This is a genomic window from Paraburkholderia sp. BL18I3N2 (genome assembly GCF_003001875.1).
Taxonomy (GTDB): Bacteria; Pseudomonadota; Gammaproteobacteria; order Burkholderiales; family Burkholderiaceae; genus Paraburkholderia; species Paraburkholderia phytofirmans.
Genome location: NZ_PVNC01000002.1, coordinates 461,090 through 473,994, shown reverse-complemented (window position 1 = coordinate 473,994; position 12,905 = coordinate 461,090). Strand labels below are relative to the sequence as shown.

11 protein-coding genes are annotated in these 12,905 nt (G+C 54.8%); 6 read left to right on the top strand and 5 right to left on the bottom strand.

Annotated elements, in window-relative coordinates; translation table 11 throughout:
- Nucleotides 1-2: 2 nt before the first annotated feature.
- Nucleotides 3-581 carry a recombinase family protein gene (locus tag B0G75_RS08095; RefSeq protein WP_106302945.1) on the bottom strand — a complete coding sequence of 193 codons (579 nt, stop codon included), beginning with the start codon at nucleotides 579-581 and terminating at the stop codon, nucleotides 3-5.
- A gap of 672 nt (nucleotides 582-1,253) precedes the next feature.
- Here B0G75_RS08095 and B0G75_RS08090 point away from each other — a divergent pair.
- From B0G75_RS08090 to B0G75_RS08080, 3 genes are all read left to right on the top strand, one after another.
- On the top strand, nucleotides 1,254-2,615 hold the full coding sequence (locus tag B0G75_RS08090; RefSeq protein ID WP_181309199.1) for a DUF262 domain-containing protein: 1,362 nt from the start codon (nucleotides 1,254-1,256) through the stop codon (nucleotides 2,613-2,615).
- On the top strand, nucleotides 2,612-3,745 hold the full coding sequence (locus B0G75_RS08085; protein WP_106302939.1) for a DUF3696 domain-containing protein: 1,134 nt from the start codon (nucleotides 2,612-2,614) through the stop codon (nucleotides 3,743-3,745). The genes B0G75_RS08090 and B0G75_RS08085 overlap by 4 nt, the downstream gene beginning before the upstream one ends.
- 119 nt (nucleotides 3,746-3,864) lie before the next feature.
- The gene (locus B0G75_RS08080; protein ID WP_146142487.1) at nucleotides 3,865-4,518 is read left to right on the top strand and encodes a hypothetical protein; all 654 of its coding nucleotides are present in this window, start codon (nucleotides 3,865-3,867) and stop codon (nucleotides 4,516-4,518) included.
- A 217-nt stretch (nucleotides 4,519-4,735) separates the two neighbouring features.
- Here B0G75_RS08080 and B0G75_RS08075 read toward each other — a convergent pair whose 3' ends face one another.
- From B0G75_RS08075 to B0G75_RS08065, 4 genes are all read right to left on the bottom strand, one after another.
- Nucleotides 4,736-5,659, bottom strand: coding sequence for a tyrosine-type recombinase/integrase (locus B0G75_RS08075; protein ID WP_181309211.1), 924 nt, complete (start codon nucleotides 5,657-5,659; stop codon nucleotides 4,736-4,738).
- Nucleotides 5,660-5,688: 29 nt separating this feature from the next.
- Nucleotides 5,689-6,519: a TIR domain-containing protein gene (locus tag B0G75_RS08070; RefSeq protein WP_106302933.1), complete on the bottom strand. Its 831-nt coding sequence runs from the start codon at nucleotides 6,517-6,519 to the stop codon at nucleotides 5,689-5,691.
- Between the two features lie 138 nt (nucleotides 6,520-6,657).
- Nucleotides 6,658-6,783, bottom strand: coding sequence for a hypothetical protein (locus tag B0G75_RS41200; RefSeq protein ID WP_258194248.1), 126 nt, complete (start codon nucleotides 6,781-6,783; stop codon nucleotides 6,658-6,660).
- A gap of 675 nt (nucleotides 6,784-7,458) precedes the next feature.
- Nucleotides 7,459-8,658 (bottom strand): hypothetical protein, encoded by a 1,200-nt coding sequence (locus B0G75_RS08065; RefSeq protein ID WP_258194247.1) that lies wholly within the window; start codon nucleotides 8,656-8,658, stop codon nucleotides 7,459-7,461.
- A 915-nt stretch (nucleotides 8,659-9,573) separates the two neighbouring features.
- Between B0G75_RS08065 and B0G75_RS08060 the strand changes: the two genes are divergently transcribed.
- The 3 genes from B0G75_RS08060 to B0G75_RS08050 all read left to right on the top strand — a co-directional run bounded on the left by B0G75_RS08060 (nucleotide 9,574) and on the right by B0G75_RS08050 (nucleotide 12,884).
- Nucleotides 9,574-9,981 (top strand): helix-turn-helix domain-containing protein, encoded by a 408-nt coding sequence (locus B0G75_RS08060; protein WP_106302930.1) that lies wholly within the window; start codon nucleotides 9,574-9,576, stop codon nucleotides 9,979-9,981.
- 279 nt (nucleotides 9,982-10,260) lie between these two features.
- Complete coding sequence (locus B0G75_RS08055; protein WP_258194246.1) at nucleotides 10,261-10,908, top strand: TnsA endonuclease N-terminal domain-containing protein; 648 nt, start codon at nucleotides 10,261-10,263, stop codon at nucleotides 10,906-10,908.
- A 14-nt stretch (nucleotides 10,909-10,922) separates the two neighbouring features.
- Nucleotides 10,923-12,884, top strand: coding sequence for a DDE-type integrase/transposase/recombinase (locus B0G75_RS08050; protein WP_106302927.1), 1,962 nt, complete (start codon nucleotides 10,923-10,925; stop codon nucleotides 12,882-12,884).
- Nucleotides 12,885-12,905: the final 21 nt, after the last annotated feature.

Genomic DNA, 12,905 nt, shown 5'->3' with positions numbered 1-12,905 from the left:
AATCAGTCGCCTCGACCACGAGGAGCAATCACACCAACATGCTTGTAAAGCGTTGTGCGAGAAACCCCGTACCGCCGCGCCACATCCGCCACCTGGATATCGGGATCGCGCAGGAGTGCCTTAATCTCGCGCACCTGCTTTTCCCCCAGTTTGGGTTTACGGCCACCTGAGCGGCCTCTGGCACGCGCCGCGGCGAGCCCGGCGCGAGTCCGTTCACGGATCAGGCTGCGCTCAAACTCCGCAAGGGCCGCGAAGACGTGAAAAACCAACTTACCCGCTGCGCTGTTCGTTTCGATCTTCTCGGTCAGGCTCTCGAAACCGACGCCCGAGCGTTCCAATCCGGCTACGATCTGGACAAGGTCCGGCAGGCTGCGACCGAGCCGATCCAGCCGCCACACCACCAGCGTATCGCCGCTGCGCAGCGCCTTCCGGCATTGTTCCAGTTCCAGGCGCGCAGCGTTCTTGCCACTCGCCGCTTCCTCATAGATGACACGGCAACCGGCCTGCTGGAGCGCATCGCGCTGCAGGTCTAAATGCTGGTCCTCCGTGGAGATCCGCGCGTAGCCGATCCGCTGATTCATTGACACAACCGGGACGTTGAAAAATTGACGCGAATGTTAACTCGATAAAGAGGGTTGCGATAGTCCGGAATAGGAATTTTTGCGGTGTCCAGAAAACCACCGTTTTGTGGACACTCGACAGATAGACGCCGTCTCGCCCCGGCACATTCATGAATAGAAGTCCCGTCACCTCACGGCCTCTGCTGACGGCCGTGCTTCACGCGCAAGATCGCCACCACTTCGTCGCTCGCACGATAAGACACGACGCAGTTGCGGTGAACGACATCTGGGAAATTGTCATCGAAATGAAACCTCGCCAGAGTGTCGCCAGCTTTAACGAGAATTAGTGGTGGAGGAGAGGATTCATTTCGGATTGCAGCAAACGGCCGCTTGGCTATCTTTCTTGGCAGGACTGGCAACGACCGGCCCGTCAACCGAACTGACTCTCCGTCTAGAGAAAATTGGTCCAAAAGGAATGTCAAGTAAAATGACCTTGCTGAACGGCCCGTTAGTCTAGGAGACGCTTGATCGTGCAACGGTCCGGACATCTAGCGCGAAAAGGCTGACGCATGCAGTCCAGCCCGGTCGGTCAAAGCGTAGGTTACGATGCCGTTTCGAAGAACGGCGCGCGTAGTTAGCCGAGCGCCCAGCCCTCTAAGTATTGCTCAAATGGTACGTCCTAGGATAGCTTCAATGAACGAACGCAATATCTTCGAAGCTCTGTCATTTCTTGCGTCCCGTGGAGTCGCGAGCTCAACGGAATGGAGCGACTTTCTACGCAAGCAACTCGAAATAGACGGATTACCGGAGAGAAAGCAGTTTCGCGAGCATTTGATGAAGTTGTCCCTCGTTGAAGTGCAAGAGCAAAACGACAACCGGGTCCTCGCGCCGACCAGCGCCGGGAGGGAGTGGCTCCAAGGAAACGGTGAAGCGTATGGCGTTGAGAACGAAGAAGTTGAAGCCGATGAGGATCTGCAGCCAGCTTCCGTCGCGGAATTTGGGGAAGACGAGGAGTTTCCAACGCATCCCTACGACGTTAGGAAGCTGCGGGTAACCAGCATCAACTTGTCGGTCTTTCAGACCTTGCGCAAAATCGACAAAGGCGAAATCGTTCTGCGACCGTCATTTCAGCGCGCATTTGTTTGGGACAATGTTCGGCAGAGCCGGCTGATTGAGTCATTGTTGATAAGAATTCCCCTGCCGGCATTCTATATCGACGCTACGGACGATGAGAGATGGGAGGTCGTCGATGGGCTGCAGCGGCTATCCACACTCCACCGTTTTTGGAAAGACGAGCTACCGCTGCGTGGACTTCAGTTTCTCACAGAGCTTACAGGAAAGACCTTTACTCAGCTTCCAAATAGATATCGAATTCTTATCGAGGATAATACGCAGCTTCTTCTTTATCAACTACAAAGCGGTACTCCGGCACAAGCCAAATTCACGATTTTCTCTCGCCTAAACACCGGCGGTATGTCACTGACGCCCCAAGAGATTCGCCATGCGCTGTACCAAGGCCCTGCAACTGATCTTCTTGACTCTATTGCAAGTAGCGAATCGTTTAGAGAGGCTACAACCGGCTCGGTGCCGACTAGGCGGCTAGAGGATCGCGAGACTGTGTTACGAGCGGTTGCATTCATTGACGGGTGTGGCGACTATCGTTTTGCGGACTTCGATGGGTTCCTTAGCGATACTATGGAGAGAATAAACAAAATGTCGATCACCGAGATCAGCTCCATTGAAAAAAGAATTCTGCTGTCGCTGCGAAAGGCCACAATACTTTTCGATCGGCAAGCTTTTAGAAAAATATATGCGAATGCGGAGCGTCGATCAAGCTTTAATAAGGCACTTTTTGAGGCTTGGGTTTCTGCGTTAGACAACCATCAATTAAGCGACATTGAATGGTACAAATCAGAGATAGTGGAAAGTTTTATAAATCTAATACAAACGGACTCTGCTTTTGTTCGATCAATAACTTACGGAACAGGTTCTGTTCTGGCTGTTAGAACACGCTTCCAGAGGGTTGACGATCTACTGAAAGGAGCAGTCGCATGATGCGAGGAATGGAAATAAAGGGGTTCAAGAGTCTTTTGAATTTTAATAGTAGATTCGCGCGGCTCAACGTACTGGTTGGAGGTAATGCAGCTGGCAAATCGTCGGTCGTGCAGGCAATGCTCTTGCTGCGGCAATCTTGTGACAGCGATGGAAATATTGCTTCGCTCAAATTGAACGGCCCACTATTCATAGGGGGAAAAGCGACGGACGTTTGCCACCCAGCAGCCGGCCGCGAAATCACATTAACGGCGACGATGGACGGCGAGAATGGCGTCGAGGAGTCGTTGTCGGTGGTCGCAAGGTACGAAGCTGACACGCCAAACAGTCGCGAGTTGGTTATCGCCGACGCTCCTCTCAAAGCAATCGGTCCGCTTGTCGTGAGAAATAACGGCAGTTTCGCGTACCTCAATGCGGAACGCATTGGGCCTAGGGTCAGATATGCGCTGCCAGTGGATGAAGCGCCCATCGCGGGCGTTCTCGGCGTCCAAGGCGAGTACGTGGCACACGCGCTGACGTCGAGCACGTTTGCCCGCAGTCAAGCCTACGCCGCATCTTGGTCAACTAAGCTTGTCAAGCTCGCCGGCGATGATGAGAGCGTAACCTCTGACTCTCTTAAGGAACAGGCGCGCTTTGCACTGGAATATGTGATCCCCGGAGCCGGCGTCGACGGTAGACGGTACGAAGAAGTTGATAACGCGGGGCTATTCTATCGCCATGGCGACATTGACAACATTCGGCCCACGCATATCGGCTTTGGTCTTTCATATAGCCTTCCAGTCATAGTTGCACCGCTAATTGTTGAATCGCCAGGGGTGGTTATCGTTGAGAACCCAGAGGCTCACTTACATCCTTTGGGGCAATCCAGAATTGGCCGGTATTTAGCACTCGCCGCTTCGGACGGGCCTCAGATATTTATAGAAACTCACAGCGATCACGTGATTAACGGTATCCGGCGAGCGGTAAGAATGGGATGGATAGCTCCAGACGAAGTCCTATTCCATTTTTTCGAGAAACAGCCGAACGAGGAAGCTTCGAGCCACACGGTTATTGAGATTGATAGCGCTGGAGCTCTTAGCGCATGGCCTCAGGGATTTTTTGATCAAATTGAAAATGACCTAGCTCAGCTCTAGAAAATATAATGAAAATTACAATATTAAATCATTGGTCTGCTGACGCGCAGTACTGGGAGGGCCACGAAGCATTGTTGAGCATTAAAAGGGTTCTCACATGCATGGAGCGAATCCGACCAATGCTCCATCGAAAATTGGTCTTGCTGAAGATGGAGCAAAATGCACTTGATCACCGGGAACTGATTAAGGATGAATCATTCGTAAAAACATTGAATTCGGCGGATCGAGATATCATCAAGCGCTGGTATTTTTACGCTAAGAATTTCGGAGCATCATCCGCACCGTGGGACATTCAATATGTTGTCAAGGACAGAAACGGGGAAGCGCAGCCCTACCCCTTTTGCCAAGAAATAGGGGACGAAAGTGTCCTGGTCGGCTTTTCCGACCATGCTTTGTTTGAGCCGGGAATCGTCGTTCTTGAATCAGAGGAAGGGGGAGAGGTACATGTCCCGAACGCGACGAATGATGCCGAAATGAATTTGCATCTACGTCGTTTCGAACCTCACGACGACAAACATCATCCGAACAGCAGGGGAGACATCAGTATCATGGATCTCAAGCAGGAATTGGGGCAGCGAGTCTTGGACTGTTCGATCGGATTTGCGGGTGAAAAACGCCGGATGGGTTGTTACCGACGCTCGATCTATGAGTTTCTTCCTCACGAAAACGGGGCCTATCATGGATGGAAACTTTCTGTAGCCGACGGTAATGCGCTCAATGACGAACTGCGAAAGACGCTTTTTGCGCTAGATGCTTACGAGGGGCCAACGTAGTTCCGTCAAAACGACGCACGCATATGTATTTGCCACCATTGGGCGAACAGATAGCTGTGCTACTACATGAGCTCGTGATACGTCTGGACGCCGGCCTTGTTCGACTCGCGATCTTGATGCCTCGTTGTAGTGGTCATTCGCCTGTCCGGGCCACGTCACGCAAAATCGTTGTAACTAAGGCGCGCCGTCGACCGCGTTGGGGGAACACAAGCATTTGCTATACGTGGATCCGCTCGACCTCGTCGAGGCTGATGTCATCCCGGCGCCGGTCGTAAAGCTGCGTGGTGCGCGTCGACGCGTGATTCGCCATCACCGCAGCGTTTTCGAGCGTACCGCCATTCTTCAGATACGCGGTGATGCCCGTCGCGCGGAAGGTGTGGTTGCCGATCGCCGTGCCGATGCCGGCCGCGAGCGCGCGCCGGCGCACCATCGCATACGCATTCGCCTGCAGCAGCATTCGCGGGCTCAGCTGCCCGGTGCCGCGTGCAATCGTGCGAAAGAGGGGCCCCTTCGGTTCATCGCACAGGCCGGTCTGTTCCAGATAGTCGTGCAGGTACGCCTCCAGCGTGTGGTGACACGGCATCGCATGCGCCTTGCCGCCCTTTTCGCGCAGGCGCACCCACAGGCGCCGCTGCTCGGTGTATACATCCTCAACGCGCATCGCGAGCGCCGCCCCCACCCGCGCGAACGAAAACACCATCAGCGCGATCAGCGCGCGGTCGCGCAGGCCAATCGGTGTCGTTACGTCGATGCTGTCCAGTAACTGCCGCGCTTCCGTCGCATCGAGCACCGGCGTCCTGCCTTTTTTCGTCGAATGGGCTGGGCCGCGCACCGAGGCGGCCGGGTTGTGCGGCACGATCTGGCCCGTGACGAGCCAGTCGAACAGGTGGCGGATCGCCGCCAGCCGCTGTTTCACCGTCGGCGCCGACGACGTCTGCGTCTGCAGTTCGATCCACGCCGCGACGTGCAGCGGCTGCACCGCCGTGATCGACGTCACGCCGGCGCCGGCACACCACGCGAGAAAATCCCCCGCGGCCCGTGCATACGCGCGGCGTGTGTGCGGGTTGCGGATTGCCGACGCGAAGAACTCCATAAAGCGCACACCAGCGCGCTCGCCGGCAACGGTGACCAGCACAGGCATGGAAGTGGCGTCGAGCGCGACAAGCGGATTCACAGCGAAAACGCCTTGTTCAGATCCACCTCGTGACCTGCGGCCTTGAGTTCACGAGCCAAAGCCAGCTTCCAGCCTCCACCGTCATCCATCTTTTCCCAGACGACGCCGACATAATCGCTGGGGAGCTCGACGTCGCCGCGCTTGAGTGCAGACACCTTGTTACGCCCGAGACGGCCGATGAAGTACCCGAGCTCAAGCAGGACGTTCTGTCGAGCACGCGGCTTCAGCTCTTCCTCTTTGAGGCTGCGGCCCAGATCGTCCGGGGTCAGCAGCACCACGGCAAACCCAACATCGCTGTTGGCTTCGAACTTCTCGATGACGGTGCCGCCCTGGTTCGCCTGCTCGTGCAGGATGACGGGCTCGAAGGCCATCGCTTTCAGAAAACGGGCAACCGTCTCGCGTGCCTCGCCGTCGTGGCCATGGACCACGAATACGCGCCGGGAAAGAGCCGTCGAAGGAAAAACCTGCTCCGGCGCTACATGCGTGGCATCCTCCATATCTTCGCGAAGTGCTCGCTGTGCTTCCTGCAAAAGCGCAACGGAACGCGCGCAATTTTCGCGGACCTCTTGCCGGAAATAGAACTCATTGCTGTAGCTTTTGGACTGTATTGGCCTCAGCGCAGTAGCCGGCTTGTATCGACGATACGTCGTAGTGTCCTTGCCGAAGCATCGCTCAAGCGTGTCCGCGATTGCCGCCGACAGTGCAGCCAGCTCGGGAGGCATGATTTCTTTCTTTAGAGCCTGAACATCGAATGACGTAAGCGTGTCAATTCGTTCCTGCAGGCGTCCGATCCCGCGCTCAATTACCTCGGGTGAACGTGTGGGCATGGTCCCTCTCTTTATGTTTGATAAAGGACATTATCATATATAGAAATGCCAATGGAAGCCGCAACAGGTCAGTGGCCAAAAAATTCACCGACCCGTCACGGACTGCTGGGTGACGGAGAGAAAGATCGGGATTGGCGCTTAGTGAATGAGGTGCTGGATCTGGGTCACCGTGATCGCCTCATGCGCATGAATCGCGGCAACCGTGATTGCCTTGATCGCATGGATGAGGGCGACAATGACCAGGGTCCAATTGACCTTTTTCATTTTGCTTTTGCCAATAAAAAAAACCCGCCTCGATGGGCGGGTCAGAAATGCAAAAGGCCGCACGAGGCGGCCTTTTGCGAAAAGCGGGGCGCACGAAGGCCCCACTACGGAAATGCTACTGAAAAACAGCGGTTCTGGCCAGTCCAAACCGGCGGGTTAGCGCCCAGGAATCACAATCCTGGACTCTAGGCATCTGGTGTTAGCTACGCCGTTCCGGCTCGCGGATTACCTAGCGGTAGGCTGTTGACGCGATCCGCTCGGCAGTCAAACGGTCATAATTCAGGGCGAACGCCCGCAATGAGGCCGTGAGACTGGGCGCCATACAGGCCGCAGCTTCCTGCAACGCCAGCTGTCGACTGACGATGTCGCAACGCGTCGCGCTGCCAGGACCTTGAATCTTCTTCCGCCGGCCAAGTGGGCAGGCGCTCGCGCACGATGACGCAACTTGAACTAAGCACATCTCCCCTGTCCGAAGATCAGCGGCGGCGGCTTCTTTTGCCGGCGCGATCAAAGCTCAGGGCGCGTTATTTTTATCGAGGGTATTCGCTGGTTATCCGGGGATTGCCGTTTGTCTACGGTAGCGCCTGCCGGGCCGGGCTAAATACTATTGGATTCGCTTGGTGCAATTACCGCACCATAACAGCAAAATCATATCATGCCGCCACGAAAGCGCCATTATTCCCAGAATTTTTTGCGGCCGCTCAGCGAAGTCGATGGTTTCCTTTTTTGCTCCAGCTCTTTTAAGGCACGAGCCATCCGCAAAGTCTGATAACACGAGAGACAATATCTTCCCCGAATCCCCCCCAAACTGAGCCGCCTGCTCGCGTCTGAGAACACCCAGTTCAGGCAATGCTCGCACTGCAGCCGACGCTGGGCTCGCGGTAGGCCTTTGCCGGTCTTCGTTTCCTTCTTGATCCCCCAAGCTTGGCAGGCCTTCATGAAGTCATCCCACTCGTATGCCTGCGGTTGCGGTAGCACGTCCGCCAAGGTCATAAAGGCGTAAGGCCGAGGCCAGTGGCAGCTCATCGCCACCCGCCATTGAAAGCCGCTTTTCAGACGCCATCCATCGGGACTCCAGAAGCGCTCATAGGCGAGCAACATGCCGCGCCAGGGGAAAGTGCCAAGCAACAGCAACTGCCTTTTACGTTCGGTCGTCAGCGTTCCATCAGTCTCGTGATGAGCCAGTTCCGGCGTGCCCATCAATTCGATCAGGTCCGGGAAAAAATGACGTTGGCGCAACTGCTGGAAGGCCTTCTGGTGTGCGCTCAGTCCGACGATCTGTCGATAACCGGACTGAGCGTGCCACACCGCGTCCACGAACGTGGCAATCCGTTTGGCTTCGATGGTGGGATCCCCAGCCGGGTTTGCTGCCCATGACACAAATTGGTCCACCCGCTGCCGCCGTGCGAGACTCTCACTGGCGCGATCAGTATTTGGCATGCAGTCGAGCATCAGATGGGTCGACCATTTTTGCCCGAGAGCTCTTGCCCGCTCCTTTTGCCATTGCATCAGATTGCCGCCGGCACACCATCCCTTCTGCCAGGCGTACTGCTCCTTGCGATCCTCGTACTCGTCGAGTAACCCGCGATGGGTATGCTTGCGGCTGCTCTTTTTCAGCTGGTCGCGTTTCTCGTCGGATAGCGAATCGAAGTAGGCAAAAATTCGCTTTTCGAGTTTTTCGATCAGTACGTCTTCCTGGCGCCTTTCAAGGTTTCCATCCAAATGGACGCGTTCCAAGAGGAACATATTCATCGTTTCCTCACCGGTACGGGACCGCTCCTGCCGACGAACCTTATATAGCCGATCAAGCGTCTCGATCGCGCGGAAATAGCTGGCCGCGGATTTGATCGGTGCCCGGGATACACTGCTCGTCATACGCTGATACCCTCATCGCTCAGTGAAGAAATTAGGCATGACATTGACATAAAACCTGATTGGACTCACAGAGACGCACATGAACAGTGTACGAAAATGGCGTACGAATCCTAGGCGCTCTACATAAAGTCCCAAGCTATTTTTCGTACACGTGTAAGAAGGGTGTACGCAATCGATCGCTTTCGGATCGACGCAGGCGCCTTTTGGGACAGCCGGCGTTCGTTTCGATTGACGCGCCTGCATGGACGTGCAAGCCACGCTGTTCTTATCGAAGCTGATCCGACCGTCGAGAAATGCCCGAAACCGGAACGCGCCGAGCTTCAAATCCAATATTCGCGCGGGCGGCTACTATGCGGCCGAATTTGTCCCCGAGACTCGTGACGCTCTATTAATGCGCGAAGTCATCGTTTGCAGGAACCCAATAGGGAATATTTGCCGTGCTCGAAATCAGCTAGGAATATCGGATCATTGCCGGCCGGTCGGCAGCTACTAAATCTTTTGTGACTAACCGCAAAAGTGGCTGGATTGCATGAAAGTGCCCAACTGAGTGATCTTGCCCTCGTGCCTCTCGCCGAAATCTTTACGTACGTCGGTCAGTAGCCTTGGCACACCCTCTGCAACATGCTCGTCTCTTCCGAGCACTCGTTCGAAATTTGAGCGCACGCCATCTGAATTCTCTCCGTGAACTTCCCGGCCATCGGTCGCTAGACTACCTTCACCGTTGGATAGTCAAAAACATATATTAATTTGCACTACAAAATAGATGTTTCTATACATTGCGGACGATGAATCCTTCAATGTGGCATTCGTATCAAAACTGATTCAAAAAAATATCCGAATACTGACTTTGCGAAAGCGACCGAATCCAGCTACCCTCGGTATTCATCTCAACATCACTCTGCTGTCGATATCAACGTGACAAACCTTGGAAATTTCGTGCGTACCCGTCGACGAGAGCTTCGCATCTCACAGACCGAGCTTGCTCGCCGAGTGGGCGTCGACGACGGCTACATCAGCGCGATTGAACGAGGGATTCGCACGCCCGACGGCGTCGCATTCATTGAACAGTTAGGAGACGCGCTGAACCTGGACGCGAACGGCAAGCAGGAGCTTGCGATTGTGGCTACATGTTCTCAGCGTTACATTCACTTGTCAGATCCGTTGCCCGTGTACAAATACCGAGTCATCGCCGCGCTTGTGCGCGACGACGGACTGTCAGAGGAAGATATGGAGGCGTTCGCTCGCGTGCATGCTGCGATTCGACGAAACCGTACGGCCGCGATCGATGCAACCAGTGCAAGCAGCCAAGGAGGAGCAATGTAAAAAACAAAAGCGCCACAAACCCGAAGGCCTGCAGCGCTTTGGATCGGAACCAGTAGCGATTCGTCTCCCGACAAAGCCGAGTCTCTACCTATCTGACCTCAGCGTCAAGTCCCTCTTTTTCCCTACGATTTGCGCCACCAAGAAGTTCGACCAAATCTGATCGAATTTGCGCCGTCGCCCGTCTATTTGCGACGGCGTTTTAGACATCACATTGCTGTCGAATGGAGGCGCATTCCCTAGACGTAAGCGTCTCGTTGAGACACGCGATGGAGAAGACTCGTGCCCAAAATCTCTCAAACCTTAGCGAATCATCAACCCTCATCACGTCGGCCGCGCCGCATCGTGACCGTCTCAGGCCGTGGCGTGCGAGGGACTTTCCCGAGCCGTAAGTCAGCCAAGGCAGCTCAGTTCGAAAGCCTCATAGAAGAGATGATGCTGCGAGCCTTGGAGGGAGCCCCATCAGTCAAGGTATTCACAACCCAGCCACGGGTATTCGAATACAAAGACGGCACACGCCAGCGGCGTTATACGCCTGACGTGGAAATTCAGATCGAGACTGCCGACTCAACGGTGTTCCTTGAGGTCAAAGACGACAGAACGTTCACATCACACTCAAAATCTGCCGCCCGGATACGGGCGGTTTTACCGCATCTCCGCGAACGTGGCCACCGTTTCCATATTGTCTTGCGGTCCGATCTCCTCGCGGACGATCTCCAGGGAAAGCTCGCACTCCTCTTCAGAAAGCGCCCACTTCGCGCCAGGTTCCACCCAGACATCGACGCATCCCTGTGGGATCCGGAAAACGGTACGCTGCCTCCGGCAGACATACAGCAGCAGTGGGAAGACGTAAAGTGCCAATGTGACGATTTGCTTCGGCGGATCATGAAGCGTGATCCGGATGGTCTCCTGTCAGTCACAACTCGCTAGGAGGGGCGCCAACCATGGCCAATTTCAAAATGGATCAGGTTATCTTCCGCGGCGAGGGAAAGTTCCGACTCGTTCGAGTACAGGAGGACATTGCTCATCTGGAAAACCTCGTGACTGGTGCGTTTTCCAGCCACAGTGAAGCGGATCTTCTGGAAGAGTATGTGCGGGGATACCTTCGCACAGTTAACAGCAGGCAGTATCAACGCCCTCCAATGCGCAACGCTTTCAAGGACGCGCTGGAAGCCGCCGCACCACCAGCCAGTCAAGGTGACTTCGAGACGCGACGGCGTGTGAACTATCTCGTGGCGCTTGACCGCGTGGATGCGTTCAAAGGTTCTCGATCCACACTGTGTCAAACGATTAAAAAAGTAGCGATCGATCTGGACGATCCGAAGCCGCCGCACGTCACGACAATATACCGCTGGCGTGCGCAGTACCGCATTGCACGGCTCGATGTGCGTGCATTGCTTGATCGAACAGATTTACGGGGAGGCAAAGGGAAGTCACGCCTCGACCGCATCGTCGAAGGTATCGTTCAGGAAAAAATCGAAACCGCATTCCTCAACAACAAAAGGGGATCTGCCGAGGATGTCCTTGACGCGACGTTCCTCGAAATCCAGCGTCTAAACGCGACTCGTATCGAGTCTGAGAGGCTGAAAGTTCCCGCACTCCGGACTATTCAAAGACGAATCGGGAACATCAACGCATATGAGAGAACGATCACCCGTTATGGTGAACGAGAGGCACAGCGTCGATTTGCCGACCAGCTCTGCGCGCGCAAAGTAACCAGAATCCTTGAGATCGTCGAGATCGATCACACGCCAATCGACCTTATCTACTCGGACACCGAGGGCAGAGCGATAGATCGCCCATATCTGACCGTTGTACTGGATCGGTTTTCGCGATGCGTACTGGGATTCTGTATCAGCTCTGCCGGACACGGCGTTCACGCTGTATTCGAAGCTTTGCGTCACGCGATGATGCCGAAGAGCTATCTGAGAGAGCGATTTCCCGAGGTACTTTTGGAATGGCCTTGCCACGGTTGGCCAGAGCGCCTGCTCATGGACAACGGGAGAGAATTTCATGCCCATGCGGTAGTCGATGCTCTAACAAATCTGGGCGTGGTGTGCGAATACGCTGCATCTCGCGATCCGAACGATAAGCCATTCGTTGAACGCTTTCTCAGAACATTCAACTACTCCTTCATCCATCAACTCCCTGGAACGACCCTCGCGAAGGTTCATCAACGAGTGGGCTTCAAGTCGGAAGATGAGGCTTGTATTACGTTCGAGCAACTCAACGACATGGTCCACGTCTGGATCACGTCTGAATATCATCTACGACCTCATAAAGGCCTATTAGGGCGCGCACCAATCGATGTGTGGAAGGAGAGTGCCGCGGCATTTCCGCCGGTACTTAAATGTAATGCGGCGGACCTCGACATCGAATTCAGTGGTGTCGACGAGTGTGCCCTACAGCACTATGGCATCGACTTCAATACGTTCAGATACGTGTCCACAGAATTGCTCGCTTTACGCAGGATGCTACCCGCGAAACAGAGGGTACTAATCAAAGCTCCCTACGAAAACGCTGGCTTGATCTGGGTGTGGAATCCACTTAACAGAGAATATATCCGCGCTGTCAACTCCGATGACCAGTACAACAATTTGACAGTAGAGCAAGCGAAAGCCCTCAAGCGTGAGTACGCAAACTCCGATCCTCATCAACGAACCAGGGCAAATGGAAAAGAAATGATCCGCGAGAAGGCTCATGAGGCGATGCAGTCGAAGAAGTTGAAAGCGCGTAAACACGGGGCCCGTCTGGCGCATACCACGTCGAAATCCGCCAATCGCCCCCAACCTGCCATGCCCGCACCGCAGATTACCGTTCCGGCTGCCACGTTCACTTCTGATTCAGACGATCTCTCCGATTTTGAAGTCGAATCCATCAACGCCGAGGTGAACCGTGAAACATGAAAATTCTTGCACTGACATCGT

Coding starts and splice junctions, on each gene's coding strand:
- B0G75_RS08095 (WP_106302945.1), bottom strand. CDS start 581: ATGAATCAGCGGATCGGCTACGCGCGGATCTCCACGGAGGACCAGCAT.
- B0G75_RS08090 (WP_181309199.1), top strand. CDS start 1,254: ATGAACGAACGCAATATCTTCGAAGCTCTGTCATTTCTTGCGTCCCGT.
- B0G75_RS08085 (WP_106302939.1), top strand. CDS start 2,612: ATGATGCGAGGAATGGAAATAAAGGGGTTCAAGAGTCTTTTGAATTTT.
- B0G75_RS08080 (WP_146142487.1), top strand. CDS start 3,865: ATGCTCCATCGAAAATTGGTCTTGCTGAAGATGGAGCAAAATGCACTT.
- B0G75_RS08075 (WP_181309211.1), bottom strand. CDS start 5,659: ATGCCTGTGCTGGTCACCGTTGCCGGCGAGCGCGCTGGTGTGCGCTTT.
- B0G75_RS08070 (WP_106302933.1), bottom strand. CDS start 6,519: ATGCCCACACGTTCACCCGAGGTAATTGAGCGCGGGATCGGACGCCTG.
- B0G75_RS41200 (WP_258194248.1), bottom strand. CDS start 6,783: ATGAAAAAGGTCAATTGGACCCTGGTCATTGTCGCCCTCATCCATGCG.
- B0G75_RS08065 (WP_258194247.1), bottom strand. CDS start 8,658: ATGACGAGCAGTGTATCCCGGGCACCGATCAAATCCGCGGCCAGCTAT.
- B0G75_RS08050 (WP_106302927.1), top strand. CDS start 10,923: ATGGCCAATTTCAAAATGGATCAGGTTATCTTCCGCGGCGAGGGAAAG.